This is a genomic window from Microcystis sp. M44BS1, assembly GCF_020244875.1.
Taxonomy (GTDB): domain Bacteria; phylum Cyanobacteriota; class Cyanobacteriia; order Cyanobacteriales; family Microcystaceae; genus Microcystis; species Microcystis panniformis.
In genome coordinates, this window is record NZ_JADBVM010000135.1 from 35,438 (window position 1) to 56,251 (window position 20,814).

Genomic DNA, 20,814 nt, shown 5'->3' on the forward strand with positions numbered 1-20,814 from the left:
TTAGCCAAGGGCAAACTCGGTATATTGTCGCACAGGGGGCCCATGGTAAGCTAAAACGATGTCTTGTTTGGGGACTCCCCTAGCTACCAATTTATCGCCAATCGCTGCTACCGTGCCGTCCTGCTGCACCCAGATTTTATTGTTAATAATATCAACGGCAATTATACAGCCCTAAATGCGCGCGCTGCTGTCCCCGTAACCGAATCAAAAACTGTTTCAGTTTTGACGGGATCACTAGGCTCTCTCAGTAGGGAATCTGATTTTTGCCAATTACTGTTTGAAAGAGTCCCCGACCGAGAAAATATTGATAGAGTATTGATTAGGAGACTGGCAAAAATTCAACTATAAGAGGATTGTCACTGATGACAGCAGTTACCGAGAATGATCTGAAAAGGTTAGAAGATTTAATCGTTAGCGGACAGAAAGCGATCGAGTCCCGACTGACAGCGATCGAGTCCCGACTGACAAACCTAGAAAATGGACAGAAAGCGATCGAGAACAGTTTAGGAGAAATTAAAGGGGATATTAAGGCCTTAGATGCCAAAGTTACGGGACTAGAAAAGCGGGTTGACGATCTCAACGCACGAGTCAACATTACCACCATTGGATTCCTTAGCATTGTCGGCATTTTGGTGACAGGAATGCTGACTATTGCCAGCAAAACAGTCTTTTTCCCCTAGAATAACTTATTCGATCTGCGCCCCCGCGTCTAAGGGAGCATCGAGACAGGTAAGACGGCCTAAATAAGTCGAGATATGGTTCTGCTCGCTGTCTATACTGGGGAGAAATCCCGCTGCCATTTCTCCAGTGCGAAATCTGGGCTAAAAATTGGCCCCGTCAGGAAATCTTGATGTTAAATTCCCGAAAAATTGCGCTAGGATCGGCTTCATAGCACAGGAAAGGCGATCAAGTGGGATAACCGATCCTGTGGTTTGAGAAGGTGACTGTATAATTGTTAGAGTATCAATAGATCAATTCCAGAGGAATCATGAGCAATATCCAGGATAAAATTCAAGAAGAGCTAGAAAATGCCAGAGCCGTCTGTAGTACGGAAGGTGCCACCTCTGGTGAATGTGCCGCCGCTTGGGATGCGGTGGAAGAATTACAAGCAGAAGCTGCTCACCAACGTCAAGACCATCCCCAAAAAACCTACTTTGAAAAGTATTGTGCTGATAATCCCGATGCCGCCGAGTGTCGCCTTTATGAAGATTAATCCAGTCAGGCAGCAGTTTTTTCTCTCCTTACAGTAGAATCCTAGCTTTAGGGCGATCTCAACTATAAAGAGATCGCCCTGAGTTTTGTTGTTTGTTGGTCAAGCTGTGGCTGATTTTGGCTCCTGCGTCCGAAGACAGTAAAATGTTGACAGTGTAATTGTCTAAATAATTTATGAATCAACTTTGGTTTCGTCCTCTCGTTTGGATAGATTATCGTTTAGCCGTCCTATTTACGGTGATTATTCCAGCAATTTTGTTGATTTGGTCTTTATTTGCAAAAATCGAATCATTACAAAAATTGTTGATTATCTATTGGCGAGTGGCTAGTCTTTTGTTAATTACCGTATATTTAATGATCGCTTCCTGGCCGATTGGTTTTGTCACCAGTTTTTTAGCTAAGATTTTAATCCCGATTTCCCTCTGGTTTTGGGTGGATATTAACGATGAAATTAAAGATTTACCCGCCAGTCCAATTAAATTTGTCACCACTGCTTGGCGTTGGGCAGTTACGATTTATTGTCCTCTGGGCGCAATTTCTACCCTACCTTTTCTCTCCTGTGCTATGTCAGGGGAATTGCTAAATTCTCCCTATTGTCAGGTTTGGCAGGAAGCACCCTGGCAGTTTCGCGAGATTTTTCATTCAGAAGCTACTGCTAATGTTTTGGGCTTTTTTGGTTTAGTTGGTCTCTCTTTTTATACTCTCTATTTTGCCCATTTTCTTCTTATTCGCCTTGGCAAACAGGGACGTTCAGCTTTACAACAGTAAGTTTTTAGCTATCGATGATTAGCCATTTTTCTATGAATATTGGTCAACAACTCGAACAATACACCCTCAAAAATCCCCAGGAGGTTTTATTAGTGACTATTGCTGTGGATGGGGAGGAGGAAGAAATCTCTATTTTTAAAGGTTTTTCTAGTTCCCTTACCCGCAGCACTCCCTACGATCCCGATATTCCGCTCATTCCTGAAACGGCTAGAATTATTAAGATAGATCGTCTTGCTAGTCCCTATCATCCCCTTAAACCTCGCTACATTCAAGAAAATCTTACCTTAGAGGAAATGCAGTCTTTACTGATTAATTAAACCAGTAATTTTACTTGAATAACATCAGCACTCATCTTGAGCGATTTAACAGCTTTTATTTACCATCCACAAACTTGGTTTATCTACACAAGAGGTAAATTTTGCGGCGTTTTAGTGGTAAGATTACCGGGGAATGATAATCGCTGCCAGCATTCAAGCTGTCAAAGTGGATTTCATCCTCGGTATCGATCGAGAACAATCAAAAAACTGGAGAATAATCGGAGAATCTATGCAACTTAAACAATCTAACCAAGAACTGTTACAAATTGAGTATTTAGCCACCGTTGCTACGGGACAAAACCTGGTTAAAGATGATGGCAAAGATGTGATTGAAGGATTAACTAAAACCCCCAAAAGTTTACCATCTAAATATTTTTATGATCGGCAAGGTTCGCAACTTTTTGAAGAAATCTGTCAATTGCCAGAATATTATCCCACTAGGACAGAAACCGCTATTCTCCAAGAATATGCCCCAGAAATTGTCGCCTATACAGGAGCCTGCGAATTGATCGAATTAGGTAGTGGTAGTTCCACTAAAACTCGTCTGTTATTGGACGCTTATTATCAGCAACAAAAATCCTCTAAATATGTACCTATCGATGTTAGTGAAACTATTCTCCAAGCTAGTGCCATAGAATTACAAAAAGAATATCCTAATTTACCAATTCAGGGGTTAATTGGAACCTATGAACAGGCCTTAGCCTATTATCGAAATGCTTCCGATAATACCAGAATGATTTTTTTCTTGGGAAGTTCGATCGGTAATTTTTCTGCGGCTGAATGTGATAAATTCTTAGAAGAAATTGCCACTGTTCTAAAAGCTGGAGATTATTTTTTATTAGGGATTGATCTCCAAAAACCAGCGGCAATATTAGAAGCAGCTTATAATGATGCCCAAGGGGTAACAGCCGCTTTTAATTTAAATATGCTTTCCCATTTAAATTGGCGTTTTCAAGCTGATTTTAACCTTGATTTATTTAGTCATCAAGCTATCTATAATCAAGACCAATCTCAAATTGAAATGTATTTAATTTGTCAAAAAACTCATTCTGTTCATCTTAAAAAACTCGATTTAACAGTTAATTTTCAAGCATCGGAGAGTATTTTAACAGAAATCTCCCGTAAATTCAACCTAGAAACTATGGAAAAAGACCTAGAATCAAAGGGATTAAAACCGCTCAAGGTTTTCACCGATCCTGAAAATTTATTCGGTTTAATTCTCTGTCAGTTATCCCTGTAAATAATGAAAAGATTTTTATCAGTAATAGAGGCATAAAAACATGGAAAAGATTAAAGCACAGGCTCCTATCTCTCTAAAAAAATGTAGTCGAGAAAATATACTGGACTATTTTGATAATGCTTGGCAATTAGAATATCTGCTGTTAAAAAGCATCATCAAAGAAGAAGCTTTTTATTGTAACCCTGATGATTTAAGAAATCCCCTCATTTTTTATTTAGGTCATGCTGCCGCTTTTTATCTGAATAAATTGCAGCTGGTTAACCTATTAAAAAAAAGCCCTAATCCTGACTACGAATTATTGTTTGGAGTGGGAGTAGATCCGGCAACTCCCGCAGAATTAAACTCTGCTATCGCTCAGATTCAGTGGCCTGGGGTGGCTAAAGTTTGGGAATATCGACAACAAGTCTATGAAATTGTGGTCGAAATAATTAAAAATATCCCCCTTAATCTTCCTATTCATCCTCAGCATTCTCTCTGGTCATTAATGATGGGAATTGAGCATCAGCGTGTTCACTTTGAAACATCTTCAATGTTACTCAGACAACTGCCTCTAGATTGTCTGCAACGTCCTCCTGGTTGGCATTATGCTCCTTCTTTTGGTCAAGCTAGTCCTAATCAAATGGTGGAGGTTTCTGGGGGAATAGTAGAAATTGGTAAACCCCAAGATTCTCCTATTTATGGTTGGGATAATGAGTATGGTTATCGGCAAGTTCAAGTTAACAATTTTCTGGTGAGTAAATATATGATTACCAACGGAGAATTTAAAGAATTTGTCCATAATGGTGGTTACGAAAATCCCAGCTATTGGGATGAGGAAGCTTGGCAATGGAAAAATCATTATCGAGTCAAATATCCTAAATTTTGGCTGGTAGATGAGGGAGGAAATTATCAATATCGAGCCATGTTTGATGTTTTCGATTTACCTCTCGATTGGCCAGTAGAAGTGAACTATTATGAAGCGATCGCCTACTGTCGTTTTCAAGGTCAAGGAATACGTTTAATGAGGGAAGCTGAGTGGAATTTAGTCACCTATGGCAGTCAAAAAAATCGATGTTATACCCTAGAAAACGATAACTTTGATGACTATAACCTCAATTTAAAATTCTGTTCTCCCACTCCCGTGGGAATGTTAAAAAATACGGGCAATAACTCAGAAATTTATGACTTACGCGGTAACGTCTGGGAATGGCTAGAAGATGATTTTAATCCCTTAACTGACTTTCAACCCCATTACCTCTATGCTGACAATTCCACTCCTTTCTTTAATAGTCAACATAAAATGATGTTAGGAGGAGCTTGGGTGACTAACGGTACAGAAATCTTACCCTACTATCGCAATTGGTTTCGCCGGAATTTTTATCAACACGCTGGTTTTAGAATCGCGCAAAGTCTTTAGGTGAGGTGTGGGGTGTAGGGTGTGACCCCCCCAACCCCCCCGACATCGGGGGGGCAGGGGGGTGTGGGGTGTAGGGTGTGGGGTTTTATCGATTTTCAGGGAAAAAGTGCCTAAAATTTCCCTGCGATTACTCTAAGAGTCGGCACTTTTTGATGTCAAAAAAGCCTAAAGATATTATTAAACAAGATTTTTAGATTTATTTAGCCAATCTTAGCTAATTGCCAATTTCAAGAAAAAATTTTCGGAAAAGTCGCCCCTCGATCACTACAATGGAACCTAGTAGAATGCCGATAAACTCGATCGCCATGAATCAACCTGCAATTTTTCATCTCGCTATTCCGATTACCGATGTGTCCACCGCTAAAAGCTTTTACTGTGATGGTTTAGGTTGTTTAGCGGGAAGGGAAACCGAGAAAGCGATAATCTTAAATTTCTATGGTCATCAGGTAGTCGCTCACGTCACTGAAATGCCTCTTACTCCCCAAAATAGCATTTATCCGCGCCATTTTGGTCTAATTCTGCCGAATGCCAGGGATTGGGACAATCTTCTCGCACAAGCACGAGTCAATCAACTAAAATTTTATCTAGAACCAAAAACTCGCTTTGCTGGGGAGATAACCGAACATAAAACCTTTTTTCTAGAGGATCCTTTCTATAATCTCCTCGAATTTAAACATTATCGCCACTACGAAGCTATTTTTGCCAGTCGGCAATTAACAGCGATCGGCGATCGAGCTTAAAATAAACAACAGGTGACTTTTTGTAACTGGTTAGTCCTATCTTCAACTGCGACAAAAACAGGGGAACTTCCCTCGGATTCTCTCATCGAAACTAAAAAACCTTGGCTTGTAATGATAAATTCTTAGGAAATCTATGAAAAAAATTTTATTGTTAACCCTATTTATTATCGGTCTAGGATTTGCGCTCTTTCACTTTACTGGATTAGCAAATCGGGGCGAATATCAATCAATTTTGATCGACTTTAAGGACGATATACCCGTCAGCGTCCTCGATGAGCAGTTAAATACTGTCAACAAAAAAGCGGGAAAAACCACCAGTTTAAATAGTATTTTTTCCATCGATGAACATCTTTACACCGTGGCAGGAGATAGCAAACTCCTGAAAACTCTCCGCAATTCCGACCTAAAAAAATACACCGAATCGATCGAACCCGATTATATTTATCATGCTTTTATCGCCCCTAACGACCCCGACTATAGCAAACAGTGGAACCTGCGGGGAATTAACATCGAACGCGCTTGGGAAGAAAATCACGGTGAAGGGATCACCGTCGCCGTTATTGATACAGGTGTATCAAAAGTTCCCGATCTGCGAGAAACCGAGTTTGTGGAAGGCTACGACTTCGTCAACGATCGCAGCAATGCCGAGGACGATAACGGTCACGGAACCCATGTAGCGGGAACAATTGCCCAATCGACCAATAATAACTACGGGGTAGCCGGCATCGCCTACAAAGCCAAAATCATGCCCCTCAAGGTACTTTCCGGGACGGGTGGGGGAACCGTGGCAGATATTGCCGAAGCGATCCGTTTTGCCGTCGATAATAAAGCCGATGTCATCAATATGAGTTTAGGGGGTGGAGGGGAAACCCAAGTAATGAAAGAGGCGATCGAATATGCCTATAGTAAGGGTGTGGTAATCGTCGCCGCTGCCGGTAATGCCGATGATAATTCCGCCGCCTATCCCGCCCGTTTTCCGCACGTTATCGGCGTTTCTGCGGTAGATGCCTCCGGAAATAAAGCCCCCTATTCTAATTTCGGAGCCGGAATCGATATTGCTGCCCCCGGCGGCTCCGATACGGGTAAAATTATCCAAGAAACCATCGATCCCGCTAAAGGGGGTGAACCGGCGTTCCTCGGTTTTCAGGGAACCAGCATGGCAGCCCCTCACGTTGCTGGGGTGGTAGCTTTAATCAAGGCTGCGGGAATTAAAGAACCCAATGCAGTTTTAGAGGTTTTGCAACAGTCAGCCCGTAAGATCAATGATGATCCCTTTAATCATTTTGGTGCCGGACAATTAGACGCGGGCAATGCTCTACAATTGGCCCTGAAAGGACAGATTACTTTCCGGGATTTTTGGCGTTGGTTGCGCGATAACGGTTATCTCAATCCCCGTTTCTGGATTGATGGCGGCGCGGTGGCGGTTTTGCCCAAAATGGCCATGGTTTTGGGTTCTTATCTCCTCGCTTGGTGGCTGAGAAATTATTTTCCCTTCCCCTGGAACGGATTTTTGAATGCTGGTCTAATTTTTGGCAGTTCTGGCTTATTTTTCCTCAGAGGTCTTTATATCTTCGATTTACCCCAATGGCCTTTCCGAGTGATGGGGAGTTCTCTTTCCGACCTAGGAGGCGTTATTCAGGGAAGTTCTGCCCTTAATCCGCTTTTTGCCAGTGTTATCCTGCCCTTTGTCCTGATTGCCCTGCTTTTGGGTCATCCCCAGGCAAAATGGTTAGCGGTGGGGGTATCTTTAGCTATGGCGGTGACTTTAGGTATCAGTGCTGTTGTCCATCCTACTCTGATCTGGTTAGGTTCTGGTACGATCGCTCAGGCATTTTTGGGCGTAAATGCGCTTTTATGTCTCGGTTTAGGTTATTTAGCCCTAAAAAGTGCTACTTCCTCCCGATACGCTTAAACAGGGGTTACAATGGGACAACAAAGGTGATTTACCGTTCAAAACCTTTTTGGTTTTGGTATCTTCCTTTTGTTTTGCATTGAGTTCTCCTACAACAGCAGCCTCGGACATTAACCGAGGTTTTTTCTTTATGATGTATGTTAGTTTCTAGGGGTTTTTTGGGAATTCTCAATCCGTATCCCGAAAGTTTCCCCCAATACCCCCTCGAATCATCGAGCTTATCTATTGTCTCTTTTCTAAGGTGTCTATCGTGTCAAATCATAAAATTCTCGTTATCGATGACAGTAAAGTGATCAGGATGCACGTTCGCGATATGTTACCAGAGGGTAACTTTGAATTACTCGAAGCTAAAGACGGATTAGAGGGCTATCATCTCATCCGTACCGAAAACCCGAATTTGATTATTTTGGACTTCCTTCTCCCGAAAATGAGCGGTTGGGAGGTGTTTCAGCAAATCCAAACCGAAGATAATCTCAAAAGTATCCCCCTAGTGTTAATGTCGGGACGGAAAGAGGAGGTAGTAGAGAAAATCCCCGAACCTTTCCCGCATTTTGCCTTTATTGAGAAGCCTTTCGACCAAAAACAATTGGTACAAGCGATTAAAGAAGCGATGGCTAAGGCCAAACAATATTCTCCCAAACCAACAGTTTTTAGCCCGAAACTAGAGAAACTCACTGGGGATTATAGCACCGATATTCAGACTCTCCAGTCCCAAATTGCCCAAATGCAAACAGAAATGGAAACTATGAAGAAACAAATGTCGCAATTAGTGGCTTTTATTAAGAAAAAACTGCCCTAGAACTATTCATCCCGATTTTTTATAACTTGGGCAAGCAGTTATCTTTATCCAGCGGGCAAATCTCGGGCTAATCTCCTATCCGTTTTAAACAGGATTTAGTATAATATGAGGTAGTCTTTATTTGGTGAGTGACTAAGTTATTAATTAACTGATAACTAATTATGAATTGGCAAGAAATAGCGGGTAATTGGGTTTTTCTCCCCCGTCGTCCCCGGGGTATCATTCACTTTTTAGGTGGGGCATTTGTAGCGGCGGCCCCGAATATTACCTATCGTTGGTTATTAGAAAGTCTTGGGAATTCAGGCTACGCTATGGTCGCGACTCCCTTTGTTAATACCCTCGATCACAAATCGATCGCCCGCACAGTTTTAAACCGTTTTGATAATATTATTGAACGTCTGCGCTGGAATCATAGTCTGCCCCAAGGTTATCTCCCCATCTACGGATTGGGTCACAGTATGGGGTGTAAACTACATTTATTAATCGGTAGTCTCTACGAAGTGGAACGGGCGGGAAATATCCTCATTTCCTTTAATAATTATCCCATTCGTCGAGCTATTCCCTTTATTGAACCTTTGCAAATTGACACCACTTTTAACCTCGAATTTACCCCTTCCCCCGAAGAAACAAACGAGTTAATTTTCCAAGATTATGCCATTCGTCGCAATCTTTTAATCCGTTTTCAAGACGACACGATCGATCAATCTCTGGTATTAAATCCCCTGCTAAAAAAACGCTTTAATGATTTAATTGCCCTGCGAACTCTCCCGGGCAATCATCTCACTCCCTTGAGTCAAGATGTCAGTTGGCAAACCGGAGAAGTATTTACTCCCCTCGATGCGATCGGCCAATGGTTAAAACAGGGACTTGCCCGGGATAATTCCCGTCTCAAAGATGAGATTCTCCAGTGGTTAAATCCCGTCCTTCCCGCCTCTCGTTAGCTTTCCTCTAGATTAATCCCCAGGTCCCGTAATTGCGCCTCTAAGCGGGCTAATTTTGCCTCAGCTAATTCGGCCCGTTGACGTTCCTGTTGGGCTTGCTGTTCGGCTAATTCCGCTTTTTGCTTGATTTCTAGGGTGGTCAAAAACCGCGAGCCATCGGGATAAAAAATAGCTAACTGGGGACTCTCCAGTTGAAAACGAATCTGTAGAAGCGGACTCTGCCAATTATCGATCGCGGCAATCATCTCCAATTGATCACCCCTTCGCCACCAACCCTGTAGATAATTAGCATCGGGATCGTAGAGATAATATTCTTCTACGCCAAAACGCTGATAAAATTGCCATTTTCGGCGCATTTCCGCTTTAGTGTTGCCTGGAGAGAGAATTTCAAAGACCACCTGCGGCGCAATCTGGTTTTCTAACCATTGCTTATAGGAACCTCGATCGCCCTTGGGTCTGCCAAACACCACCATAGCATCCGGCGCTTGACAGGTTTTATTATCCCCCTCGACCGGATACCACAACAGATCGCCGGCGATAAACACATTGTCATTGTCTGCGAATAAACATTCGAGATTTTCCTTGATCGTCACAATCCAGCGAAACTGTTTGGTATTATCGGCCATCGGTTTACCATCACTATCGGGATAGATAATCTCCGACTCAGAGAAAGATATCGCCTTGATCATCGTTCTACTCCCTAGCGTAATAACTATAACTAGAGATTATGACATCAACAAAGGGAGAATTGATAGCGGCACTGTTAGAACAAGTAACAAATAAGATGGGAACTCCTCGACAAATACTGTCCGACCACGGCAGGGATTTATACAGAGGAATCCAATTATATCAGGAGAAAAATCCAGAAGTTGCTCACACTTATGAGGTAACTCATCAGATGGCATTGATTTTAAAGTCAGAACTGGAAAAAGATGAACAATATCAGTCATTTGTCAAAAAATGTCATCAGTGTCGTCAAGAGATACAACAAACCGAATTATTGTTTTTAATGCCGCCTTGTCAACGGACAAAATCTCGTTATTTTAACTTAGATAGGGTCTTTGGACTGGCTCCTAGACTATCAATCAAGATTCTCTCCCTGTCTGGGCTACCATCTTGGCTATGACCCGAAGTCTTGAAGCTCAAATCAAACATGAGGGGTTAACTCAAACATCTTTATCTCAATGGGATAAGCTTTTTCCCCAGTCTTCCCTTCCCGAAAGTCTTATCCCTATTTACCAGAAAATACAGCGTTATTTGTTAGAACAAACTTCTACTATCCCAGAAGGTGAGATATTTCTGGGAACTTCCGATGTCATTGAATCTATCTTTGGTAAGTATAAGCTTTTTTCGCAAAGATGTCCTATAAACGAACTGGGGGTTATGGTTTTAACAATAGTGCTAGTAACTACCGATTTCACTGTCAATTTGATTAAAGAGGCGTTGGAAACTATCAGGTCGAAGGATGTTAATATTTGGCAAGAGCAAGTTTTTGGACAATCCACTCTTTCTAAAAGAAAAGTTGTTTTTTCCTCCTGACAAATTTTGACAGAAAAAGTGCATGATTTATTTTCCTTGATTTTCCCGTATATTCAACCCCCTACCCTTGCCGCCCCGACGTCGGGGGGGCAAGGGGGGGGTGGGGGAGATTCAGCTAATCTAAGGATAGGCGGTTAAAATGCGTCTTAGCTCAGTGCTAACCTAACTCCCCGCAGGACAGGAATCGGCGAAAATTACGCAGGGAATCCCCACATGATTAATGGGAACAATATAGGTTTCTGTGGGGGGAAATAAAGCGACAACGTGGGGAACGGGACGGGGAGTATAATGCACTTGCGATTGACCTTGATAAGCGAGGGAGGTGCTTGCTCCCGAGTCTAACATCACTGCGTCCCGAAAACCTGCCTGTACTAATAATTCTCCCAAAGCCATCGAATCGATCGGCTCTCTGGAAACCCCGATAACTGGCTGTCCTGCCTGATTAATCCCCCAAAAAGCCCGGTGACGCAGGGCATCAAAACCGTAAAGTGTACCAAAGGATTCCCGCGGTTGTGGTTGTCCATCTTTGACTAACCAAGCGGCCGCGACAAAAGCATCCGTAACCTTGAGATCATCTCCAGCCTCCGCTGCGATTCCTTCTAGGGTATTATGACGGGCCGGATCAAAGGGAAGATAACGCACCCATTGATCGGTAATGATTACTAAAGGACGACCCTCTAACTTGCCGATTTCTCCCTCATATCCCGGGATAAAGCCGCCATTTTGGCTTAAAACCGGCCCGATCATCTGATTTGAGTCCAATTCCTTGAGAGAGAAAAAACCGCCGTCCACGGCTGCGATCGCTTCTGTACTGGCGATAATTTCCTCCACTTGATAACGACTATCAGCGTGGATGGTTTTGGGAATCCCGCCACTAATCAATACAAGTGTATTGGTTGGAAATTCCACTTCCCGTTTTTGGATGGTGGTGGCAAAGTTAAAACCGCCATCCCTACGGGGTAAGGGATCACCCCCCCAAGCTTGCGGTACAACTTCTCGCGTGCGTGATTGCCCAAAGCGTCCAATCGTGAGTAAATCGGGGGATTGTCCCGCAAAATGCTCATCGAGGTCATTCATCGATAAAGCCGCCCGATAACCCGCTTTTTTGACGAATTCCTTCACTCGATCGTCCGCCTTCCCTTCCGGATAGGTGAAATAATTAATCGGAATGCCCAATTCTTTTTCTAAGATTTGTTTCGATTGCTTGACTTCTTGCTCCAAATCTGCATCGGACAATAATCTTAAATCCCGGGGATGACTAACACTATGGGAGACAATCTGTACTAGAGGATCGGCGGCCATTTCCTGGAGTTGTTGCCAAGTGACACTGGTTCTACCAGTTTTTTGAGCCATTTTATTGATATAAATCGAGAAAACAGCAGGATAGTTATATTTTCTCAATAAAGGATAGACATACTGGTAATGTCCCCCATAACCATCATCAAAAGTCAATAAAACCGGTTTAGCGGGAAGGGGGATACCTGTCCGCAGATGGGAAATTAACCAATCGATACTGATAGGAGTTGCCCCGATTTCCTGCAAAAATTGAAAATGTGCCTCTAATTCGGCGGGAGTAACGTCAAAAAATACCTCTTTTTTTGGTAAAATGTCGTGATACATTAAAATCGGCACTTTTGTCCCTTGAGCGCGGGGATGAATTTCTGGCCAGGGTGCTAATTCGATCGCTGTTGCCGAGTTATTTGGCCAATTATCGAGACTAATATCGTTTTTTTGGAGAGATAGGGGAATAATCACTCGATCGGAGAGGTTTTTATAGGTTTTACAATCAAAAATTGTCGATATATCCTTAAAAGAACTATTTTCTAGGACATAATCCGCGCATTCCGGTTGAAACTCCCTAAAAGGTGCGGGGAGAGAATCACCCCCCACCAGAGCATTAGAACGAGGATAGAGAGAAATTGCCCAAATAATCAGACAAGTGACAATAAATGCCAAAAATCCGTATAGGGGAAGCAAAGGAAACGAAGATTTTTGCCGAGCTTGCCAACGCATAAGATCAAGTAATAAAGTAAAAAGTAAAAAAGAAATTGAGATTTGCTCTAGTACCTTGACTAACAAGCTGAGTTTCCCTACAATCCGTTCCCTTGTCAAGTTTTCTAGAACACCCTCATCAGTTATCAGTTATCAGTTATCAGTTATCAGATTTGAGTTTTCAGTGGACAGTGGTAATCAGTGAGCAGTTGTCAATAGACTACCTTTATTTATTCTCCCCACACCCCACACCCCATCACCCCATCACCCCATTTCCCCATCACCCCATTTCCCCATCACCCCATTTCCCCATCACCCCACACCCCGCTATGTTCAGGGGGATTAAACTGGTAAAGCGTGACACAAAACTGCTAGAGTTACCAAGGACGAGTGTATAAACTTTACAGATATTGTATGAGAGTTTTGGTTATTGGCGGAGACGGCTATTGTGGTTGGGCAACGGCACTCCATCTATCAAATAGAGGTTACGAAGTAGGCATACTTGATAGTTTAGTTCGTCGCTATTGGGACTTACAATTAGGCTGCGATACCTTAACACCGATCGCACCCATATCTCATCGGATTCAACGCTGGCAAGATCTAACAGGAAAATCGATCGATCTTTTTGTCGGGGATATTAATGACTACGACTTTCTGATTCAATCCCTGCGACAGTTTCAACCGGATGCGATTGTTCACTTTGGAGAACAGAGATCTGCACCCTTCTCCATGATCGATCGCGAACACGCAGTTTTAACCCAAGTTAACAACGTGGTTGGCAATTTAAACATCCTCTACGCGATGAAAGAGGAATTTCCCGAAGCGCACCTAGTAAAACTGGGAACCATGGGTGAGTATGGCACACCGAATATAGATATTGAAGAAGGCTACATCACGATCGAACATAACGGTCGTAAGGATACTTTACCCTATCCCAAACAGCCCGGTAGTATGTACCATCTCAGCAAAGTCCACGATAGCCATAATATCCATTTTGCCTGTCGGATGTGGGGTTTAAAAGCTACAGATCTCAATCAAGGGGTGGTTTATGGAGTCCTCACCGAAGAGACGGGAATGGATGAGATGTTAATTAACCGTCTCGATTACGATGGGGTTTTTGGCACTGCTTTAAACCGTTTTTGTATTCAAGCGGCGATCGGTCATCCCCTGACAGTGTACGGTAAAGGTGGTCAAACGCGAGGATTTTTAGATATCCGCGATACCGTGCGTTGTTTGGAATTAGCGATCGCTAATCCTGCTCAATCGGGGGAATTTCGCGTTTTTAACCAATTTACCGAACTGTTTAGCGTCGGTGACTTGGCACTGATGGTGAAAAAAGCTGGTTCCGCATTAGGGTTAAATGTGGAGATTAACAATCTTGACAACCCGCGCATCGAGTTAGAGGAACATTATTTTAACGCTAAAAACACGAAATTACTCGATCTAGGCCTACAACCTCACTATCTCTCCGATTCTCTCCTCGATTCCCTCCTAAACTTCGCCACCAAGTATAAAAACCGGGTAGATATGAATCATATCCTACCAAAAGTCACTTGGAAACGATAAATTTATTAGTAAATGATAAGTTGAGGATGGGTTACTTGCCCATCCTTTCCTTTTTTCTAATGTATCGCCATCAAACTCGATCTTAATCCGCACCGATGAGAATTATTGTCGTCCGCGGTTGCGGGAATTAGCGCGACGTTCCTGCATTAACTGGGAAAATTCCGTTCTTTGAGCGGGAGTTAAGACTTGACGAATTTCCAAAAAACTTTCAAATTGCAGGTTACTCATTTCTTGGCGATTCCGAGAGACTTGCTGATGTTTAGAACGGATATCTCGATCGGAAGCATTATTCGATAATAAACTATTTAATTCTTGTTCGTTGCTTCTGAGGGTTTCTCGCAATTCTTGGGTTTTTTCCTGATATTTCTGACGAATAGCGGCAACTTTCGACTTTTGCTCATCCGTAAGGTTCAATTGTTCGATTAGTCTTTCTCTAGAATTATCCACCCGACGGGGACGATTTTCAGGACGCTGGGGAGAGCTAGTTTGAGCAATAAATAGACCATCTTGGGGATAGGATAGCACAGTGGCAGTGGGGACTAGGTTAGCCGCTAGAGTTAAAGCCATGGTCGTGCCGAGAATCGAGACAGTAGAAAGGGACATAATTGACCTCGACAAAGAAATTAAGGATTATAGGTAGAATAGGTGAGTTGAGGCTCGTTTAAGCTCATCCAAGGCGAACTATAAACGCTAGAAGCAGCAATCGGTGGAGCGATGCTATGGTTCCAACTCTCCACTAAAAAAGCTTCTAACTGCTCGTCAGAAATTTGTCCCAGTTGTGGATGAGGATGAGACCAACGATAGGAAGCAAAAATCAGCACAGATAAGGCAGTAATACCAGTTATCCACCCCAATAAAGGCGGCAATTTTGGGAAATTTACTGGCTTTTCTTCCCTAATCATTTGCATTAACTGTTTTTCTTCATCTATCATCGGTTGAGGTGGCAGCGATGGACGATAGCGACGCAGAAAATTAACCACTTTGTCATCTTCTGGGGACATTAGATAACTCCTTGTTTTTGCAAAAATTGACCCATGGTTTTACGCGCATAATGAAGACGTGATTTCACCGTACCGAGGGGAATTTCTAAGATTTCGGCGATTTCCTTTTGGGGTAAGTCCTCTAGATCGTGAAGGACAAGGACAGCGCGATGTTCTAAACTGAGAATTTCTAACCCTTGTCGGACCACTTCCTCATAATGCAGTTGCATCAAATCGGGACTATCTTGGGGACGGGATTCGCTATCAAGGGAGTTTTCCTGATCAGTGCTTTTGGCCATCCTCATTTGTCTTTTGGCTAATTGTCGCCGACCATCGATCGCCACATTGCAAGTGATCCGATAAACCCAAGTGGAAAAGTATTCAGGTGAACGCAATTTCGGCAACCCGTGCCACACTCTTAAAAATACCTCTTGGACAAAATCCTCTAGGAATTCCTGTCCACAGAGTTGATAGAGAGTAGAGCGGATTTTTGGTTGATAGAGACGGTAAAGGTGACGAAAAGCACCCCGATCACCCCTTTGACATTTTAAAATTAACTCTCGATCGCTCACACTCGTTTGCTTCTCGGTTATCACCTCGATCATTCCCCTCACCCCTAGCTACTTGTCCCTTTAGACTAGGGGGTGTCAAGAATGGTTCATAACCAGTGATCAGTTATCAGTGATCAGTTATCAGTGATTCAGTGATCAGTTATCAGTTGTAAGTTATCAGCTTTTTTCTCCCCATCACCCCACTTCCCCACTTCCCCCCGCAACGCGCACGAAGTGGTCACCCCACTTCCCCATCTCCCCAGACCCCACACCCCACAACCCCACACCCCACTTCCATCACCGAGGGAGTAATTGTTGATAGAAATCCAATTGTTTTTGAGCGAGGGCTTTATTAGTATAATTGGTCATTACTCTCTGATAACCCCTCTGGCCTAATTCAAGAGCGAAGCTGGGATTATCTAAGAGAGTTTGTATAGATTTAGCCAGTGCCTCCCCATCTTTTTCGGGAAAAATTAAACCCGTATCAGCAATAACAAAGGGAATTTCTCCTGAATCAGAACCAATAACAGGAATCTGACAGGCCATGGCTTCAATTAAAACATGACCGAATTGTTCTTTCCAACCGACGGCCGTTAAAGTTTTGACCTGATAGGTGATTTCTGAAGGCAAAACTAAAGTGTTCATCAGGTTAATATAATTAACTACTTGATCGTGGGGAACACTTTCCACTATCATCAAGCGATCGCTTATTTCTGCGGCTGTAGCTTCGCTGACTATTTTATCTTTCAGTATTCCCCGACCTAACAGTAATAATTTCCACTTACCTGTTAATTTAGCTGCAGCTTTAATCAGCGTTAGAATACCTTTCTCTTCCACAAAACGACCGATAAAACCAATCACGAATTCATCGGATTCAATGCCTAAAGATCGAGCTAAATCGGGTTGCTTGCTGGGGGAAAAAAGAACTTCATCCACTCCTAATTGTGGTAAAACGGTGTATTTACCCCTGTAACCCCGTTCTTTTAAAACATCTACCCCGTCCTGATTACCAGCGATTAAACCATTGGTATTTTTCAGGTTATAAGCTTCTAACCAAGAGATGGGAAATTTAGGAGTATAGGGAAGATTCCACCAAGTAAAAAATACATTTTTAGCCCGGAGATTTAAGAGACGATTCAGAGTGATAAATTGGGCATAAGCGAGAGATTTAGAACCCTGTTCCACTTGAATAACATCGGGTCTAAATTTTTGCAATAAAGAAATTATATCAGTGCCAAAAGTTAATAAAGCTTGGTTATTTTGGCTAAAATTAGAGATAGGAATGACTCGGAAATTATCAGCTATTTTCGGTTGACTTTCAATGATTTTATTTTGGACTCCTCCCGGTTGCCAACGTTGGGGAACAACAATAGTAACTTCAATATCGGGATTTAATCTTGTCAGAGAGCGCAGTTTCTCACAGTTGAGATCAACGACATAGGTATGACTAGCGACTAAAATTCTCATAGATTATCTAGTTTTGTATAAATTTGGCCATCATTCCAGAGGGACTTAACTTGAGTTTTCAGAGCATCCAGAAGACCCAAACTATAAAAAATTCCCCTAGAAAGGATTTTAATCGGGGAACCACCTTTATTACAGGGAGGATTGCCAAGAACGTGACAATCAAATAATTTAGCATAGAGTCGCAATTGTTGAGCGGGAGTGAGATTTTTCAAGGCCATCAGAAAGTGATTATGATAAAAAGTCGTCTGATAACTCAGAGAACGAGTGCTAATATCATGACAGCCGCCGGTTTCTTCGCCTAAATGAACCAGATAAGCGGTGGGATCATACCAGACATGATAGGGAGTCTGGCGTAACCTTAAGCAAAAATCCGATTCCTCGCGCACGGCACTGCCACGAAAGCGTTCATCGAACCAAATGCCGTATTTCGTAAATATATCCTTCCGGAAAGACATATTACAGCCCCGGGCCGAGATTACCTGCTGGGGTTTAGTGGTGTGGACAAGATCGATGTAATACCAAGCAATGCCCGGATCCATCGCTTGGGGGGGTAAAAAGTCGATTTCGTAGGGTTTGCCGGTATCTGTCACCATTTTTTGGGAGTCACCCAATTTCATGCGATCAAATACCCGACCAGCCACTACACCTATCTCAGGGTTCTTGACAAAATTCTCACTATGTGCTTTGAGATAATTATCCGGTAGCCGCACATCATCATCAATAAAAAGAACGATATCGCCCTGGGCGCGACGGACTCCATAATTTCTGGCACCGGGTAAACTCGCCCAATCTAGCCGATACCAGCTAATTTTGTGCTGATTAGCCAGATTTTCTAGATAGGATTGTATTTCGTGGCTATGGGTAGCGGTTTGGTCGATAACTAATACCTCAAAATTGGGGTAATCTTGTTTGAGCAGGTCATCGAGAGTATCTTTAAGAGGCTCTTCGCGTCGATAGGTGGGTATGATGACAGAAATCGAGGGAAAATTCATAGCAGTAAACAGTAATCAGTAAACAGTAATCAGTAAACAGTAATCAGTAATCAGTAATCAGTAAACAGTAATCAGTAAAAAGACAGTAGAAAACTTCTAAGTAGTCGTGCAAAATTAATTTCCTAGTCGAGACTCCGAGACTCCGAGACTCCGAGACTCCGAGACTCCGAGACTCCGAGACTCCGAGACTCCGAGACTCCGATACAGCTATTAGGGATCGTATTTGAGTTTTCAGTTCACTGTTTACTCACAGCAAAAGGCTGACGGCTGAGAGCTTAGATGTGTAATTAATTTTGTTTAGGTACTTATTTAATACCGCACACTTAAAAACTCAAATCTGATAACTGATAACTGATAACTGATAACTGATAACTGAAATCTCCAGCACCCATATTTCAGGCTAAAGAAATACCCTTGCGTTTAAATTTTAAGCTCTTTTTGGAGGATTTTGTTTCAGTTTCCCCCGCCAGAATTTTGGCTTCTTTTTCCTGTTTTTCGATCGCGGGTAATCTAAAAATTACGCCCGCAAATATCCAGTAATAAACGCCCACAGGATCCGTATCGAGGGCATACCAATAGGGAAGATAGGCAACAAAGAGCAGCAAAACCCAATAACTACCGGCAAAACCTCGCAGAGTCGGATCTTTGAGGGAACGATAGGTGCGGAATGTCAGATAAACTAGATGGGTCATGAATATCATGTACAAGGTAAAACCAATGTATCCCAACTCGAATAAAACTTTAGTGTGATAGGTTTCCACAAAGGAAATATCACCGAAAACCCTAGCAGCAGCAGTGGCTACACCAAGTCCACGACCTAAAATACCGCCCTGATTACGGATAGCAAAATCCAACTGTTCTTGAAGAAAAGCGGTGGGGGGAGCTTGTTGCCAACGGCCGATGGCACTATCGTAGCGTTGTTGGACAAAATCGGGGTTAAGGAAAGAAAAACCGATAGCTAGAAGTAAAGCGGCGGCAAAAATGATCGGCAAAAATCTTTTTAAGTTAGCGATTTGTCCCGTAAGAATCGTCATCAGACCAATAATCATCGGTACAGCAAAGAAAGCTACTCTTTGCCCGGAGATCACTGCATTAATAAAAACTAGGGTTAAACCCACTAGGGCTGCTAGTCGCCATTTTTGGGAAATTTCACTAAAGGCACTGGCATAACAAATTACGGCACTAGAGACCAAAAACCAAGCCCAGTGCCAGGGGGAAACAAAGGTACCCGGTAAACGTATCATATTCACTTCTGGACTATAGACTAATCCTCCGCCGACCAAGCACCTGGCCTCTAAGGTGGCTTTGAATAGTGCCCCAGCTACAAAGCCTCTAGTTCCTACACAACGACCGGTTTTCAGCATCCAGTATTGCATTAACCCTAGAACACAACAAATAATCGCTAAAGTCACTAAAAGACGACTAAAAAATAATAGGGTCGGTTTGTCTTTGATCAAGTAATAAGTGCAGAAGATCAAGGGGACATAACCCAGCAAAACTTTAAATCCTAATATTCCTTGCAGAAAAGTCTCACTTTCCCGACAGGGAATCCCGCGCAAGCGACCATCCCTAAATATACTCATCCCAGCCACGGAATCGCAAGTAGGCAGAAATTGTCTCTGTAAATTGACGGCTAATAGACAGACTACACAGAAAACAAAGATTAATAATAGGGTTGTACCTAATTGTTTCGGGACAATAATCGGTAATTGCTTTTTTCGACATTCTAAAACTAAGGCGATTAAAGCGGGTAGATAAAAGATATCTTTACTGATTTGTAGGATTGGATTACCTCCCAACCAATAGATAATAGTGCCAGTGAAGGGGACATAGATAATAAATGCCCAAAGTGCCATGCGAGGATAGCTAAAGGAGAAAACTCCTAAAATTAAGGCTAAACTTACTGCAGCTCCTATCGTGGCATCAAATAATAAGCTGAGGGGTAATCCGAGCAAAATTGCTACACAAATAGCAAAAATAATCAACCCCGTTAACTTTTGTTTCCTTTGCCTTTCTTCTTTTTTGAGGGCAAGTTTCTCTTTGATGTTAAGCGGGGGACTATCAGCTTTTGTTTGGCCTTGTTTATTCTTTTTTTTCTGGCGATCAATACTTAGTCCGGTCATCGAAAAATTGGGTCTGAAACCCGCCCTTTAGCGATAGCGGAGGGCGGCTTTATATGAGTTAGTGAGAAACAATTAAACCGTTAGAACGACGAATTAACTGAATCTTACTAACAGCTATCTGTCCCAATCGTTGACCATTGGTATCGCTTACAGATAGCTTTTTTTCGGTATCTCCACTAATATAACCAATTCCTTTGGGAGAGGAAACTAAATCTCCTTTACGGAACCCATGTCTTGTGGTAGAGCCACCATATTTACGTCGTTTACCACCTTTGGAAA

At 42.6% G+C, this 20,814-nt stretch carries 22 protein-coding genes and 1 pseudogene; 13 read left to right on the forward strand and 10 right to left on the reverse strand.

The window, feature by feature from the left end:
- The gene (locus tag IM515_RS11045; protein ID WP_002770124.1) at window positions 1-129 is read right to left on the reverse strand and encodes an element excision factor XisI family protein; all 129 of its coding nucleotides are present in this window, start codon (window positions 127-129) and stop codon (window positions 1-3) included.
- A gap of 233 nt (window positions 130-362) precedes the next feature.
- Between IM515_RS11045 and IM515_RS11050 the strand changes: the two genes are divergently transcribed.
- From IM515_RS11050 to IM515_RS11095, 10 genes are all read left to right on the forward strand, one after another.
- Window positions 363-680, forward strand: coding sequence for a DUF4164 domain-containing protein (locus IM515_RS11050; protein WP_125730659.1), 318 nt, complete (start codon window positions 363-365; stop codon window positions 678-680).
- 308 nt (window positions 681-988) lie between these two features.
- Window positions 989-1,213, forward strand: a complete 225-nt coding sequence (locus IM515_RS11055; protein WP_002770133.1) for a Calvin cycle protein CP12 — start codon at window positions 989-991, stop codon at window positions 1,211-1,213.
- A 173-nt stretch (window positions 1,214-1,386) separates the two neighbouring features.
- Window positions 1,387-1,980 (forward strand): DUF3177 family protein, encoded by a 594-nt coding sequence (locus tag IM515_RS11060; RefSeq protein ID WP_002770135.1) that lies wholly within the window; start codon window positions 1,387-1,389, stop codon window positions 1,978-1,980.
- 32 nt (window positions 1,981-2,012) lie between these two features.
- The gene (locus IM515_RS11065) at window positions 2,013-2,297 is read left to right on the forward strand and encodes a DUF7734 family protein (protein WP_002770137.1); all 285 of its coding nucleotides are present in this window, start codon (window positions 2,013-2,015) and stop codon (window positions 2,295-2,297) included.
- A gap of 229 nt (window positions 2,298-2,526) precedes the next feature.
- Window positions 2,527-3,537, forward strand: coding sequence for an L-histidine N(alpha)-methyltransferase (egtD, locus tag IM515_RS11070; protein WP_287628964.1), 1,011 nt, complete (start codon window positions 2,527-2,529; stop codon window positions 3,535-3,537).
- A gap of 40 nt (window positions 3,538-3,577) precedes the next feature.
- A complete protein-coding gene (gene ovoA / locus IM515_RS11075; RefSeq protein WP_287628955.1) occupies window positions 3,578-4,933 on the forward strand; it encodes a 5-histidylcysteine sulfoxide synthase in 1,356 nt (451 codons plus the stop codon).
- 305 nt (window positions 4,934-5,238) lie between these two features.
- Window positions 5,239-5,673, forward strand: coding sequence for a VOC family protein (locus IM515_RS11080; protein ID WP_287628966.1), 435 nt, complete (start codon window positions 5,239-5,241; stop codon window positions 5,671-5,673).
- 133 nt (window positions 5,674-5,806) lie between these two features.
- Window positions 5,807-7,585: a S8 family peptidase gene (locus IM515_RS11085; RefSeq protein WP_287628956.1), complete on the forward strand. Its 1,779-nt coding sequence runs from the start codon at window positions 5,807-5,809 to the stop codon at window positions 7,583-7,585.
- Between the two features lie 250 nt (window positions 7,586-7,835).
- Window positions 7,836-8,384: a response regulator gene (locus IM515_RS11090; protein WP_287628957.1), complete on the forward strand. Its 549-nt coding sequence runs from the start codon at window positions 7,836-7,838 to the stop codon at window positions 8,382-8,384.
- Between the two features lie 161 nt (window positions 8,385-8,545).
- Window positions 8,546-9,325: a DUF1350 family protein gene (locus IM515_RS11095; RefSeq protein ID WP_002770150.1), complete on the forward strand. Its 780-nt coding sequence runs from the start codon at window positions 8,546-8,548 to the stop codon at window positions 9,323-9,325.
- On the opposite strand, the gene IM515_RS11100 is transcribed toward IM515_RS11095, so the two are convergent.
- Window positions 9,322-10,014, reverse strand: coding sequence for a Uma2 family endonuclease (locus IM515_RS11100; protein ID WP_287628958.1), 693 nt, complete (start codon window positions 10,012-10,014; stop codon window positions 9,322-9,324). The two genes, IM515_RS11095 and IM515_RS11100, sit on opposite strands and share 4 nt — an antisense overlap.
- A 38-nt stretch (window positions 10,015-10,052) precedes the next feature.
- Between IM515_RS11100 and IM515_RS11105 the strand changes: the two genes are divergently transcribed.
- Both IM515_RS11105 and IM515_RS11110 read left to right on the forward strand, forming a co-directional pair.
- A complete protein-coding gene (locus tag IM515_RS11105) occupies window positions 10,053-10,451 on the forward strand; it encodes a hypothetical protein (RefSeq protein WP_287628959.1) in 399 nt (132 codons plus the stop codon).
- Window positions 10,448-10,864 carry a hypothetical protein gene (locus tag IM515_RS11110; protein ID WP_002770156.1) on the forward strand — a complete coding sequence of 139 codons (417 nt, stop codon included), beginning with the start codon at window positions 10,448-10,450 and terminating at the stop codon, window positions 10,862-10,864. The genes IM515_RS11105 and IM515_RS11110 overlap by 4 nt, the downstream gene beginning before the upstream one ends.
- A 162-nt stretch (window positions 10,865-11,026) precedes the next feature.
- On the opposite strand, the gene IM515_RS11115 is transcribed toward IM515_RS11110, so the two are convergent.
- Window positions 11,027-12,877, reverse strand: coding sequence for a polysaccharide deacetylase family protein (locus tag IM515_RS11115; RefSeq protein ID WP_287628960.1), 1,851 nt, complete (start codon window positions 12,875-12,877; stop codon window positions 11,027-11,029).
- Window positions 12,878-13,270: 393 nt separating this feature from the next.
- On the opposite strand from IM515_RS11115, the gene IM515_RS11120 reads away from it, so the two are divergent.
- Window positions 13,271-14,422: an NAD-dependent epimerase/dehydratase family protein gene (locus IM515_RS11120; protein WP_002770161.1), complete on the forward strand. Its 1,152-nt coding sequence runs from the start codon at window positions 13,271-13,273 to the stop codon at window positions 14,420-14,422.
- A 102-nt stretch (window positions 14,423-14,524) separates the two neighbouring features.
- Here IM515_RS11120 and IM515_RS11125 read toward each other — a convergent pair whose 3' ends face one another.
- The 7 genes and pseudogenes from IM515_RS11125 to IM515_RS11155 form a co-directional block, all read right to left on the reverse strand.
- Complete coding sequence (locus IM515_RS11125; RefSeq protein ID WP_287628961.1) at window positions 14,525-15,025, reverse strand: Spy/CpxP family protein refolding chaperone; 501 nt, start codon at window positions 15,023-15,025, stop codon at window positions 14,525-14,527.
- A 20-nt stretch (window positions 15,026-15,045) separates the two neighbouring features.
- Window positions 15,046-15,423 carry a hypothetical protein gene (locus IM515_RS11130; RefSeq protein WP_002770165.1) on the reverse strand — a complete coding sequence of 126 codons (378 nt, stop codon included), beginning with the start codon at window positions 15,421-15,423 and terminating at the stop codon, window positions 15,046-15,048.
- Window positions 15,423-16,007 (reverse strand): sigma-70 family RNA polymerase sigma factor, encoded by a 585-nt coding sequence (locus IM515_RS11135; RefSeq protein WP_002770166.1) that lies wholly within the window; start codon window positions 16,005-16,007, stop codon window positions 15,423-15,425. Before IM515_RS11135 ends, IM515_RS11130 begins: the two co-directional genes overlap by 1 nt.
- A 243-nt stretch (window positions 16,008-16,250) precedes the next feature.
- Complete coding sequence (hpsO, locus tag IM515_RS11140; RefSeq protein ID WP_287628962.1) at window positions 16,251-17,420, reverse strand: hormogonium polysaccharide biosynthesis glycosyltransferase HpsO; 1,170 nt, start codon at window positions 17,418-17,420, stop codon at window positions 16,251-16,253.
- Complete coding sequence (gene hpsN, locus IM515_RS11145; RefSeq protein WP_193960667.1) at window positions 17,417-18,412, reverse strand: hormogonium polysaccharide biosynthesis glycosyltransferase HpsN; 996 nt, start codon at window positions 18,410-18,412, stop codon at window positions 17,417-17,419. The genes hpsO and hpsN overlap by 4 nt, the downstream gene beginning before the upstream one ends.
- Before the next feature lie 395 nt (window positions 18,413-18,807).
- Window positions 18,808-20,535, reverse strand: a complete 1,728-nt coding sequence (gene hpsL / locus IM515_RS11150) for a hormogonium polysaccharide biosynthesis protein HpsL (protein WP_287628963.1) — start codon at window positions 20,533-20,535, stop codon at window positions 18,808-18,810.
- Window positions 20,536-20,593: 58 nt separating this feature from the next.
- A pseudogene (locus IM515_RS11155) lies at window positions 20,594-20,814 on the reverse strand (hypothetical protein); the annotation flags it as partial.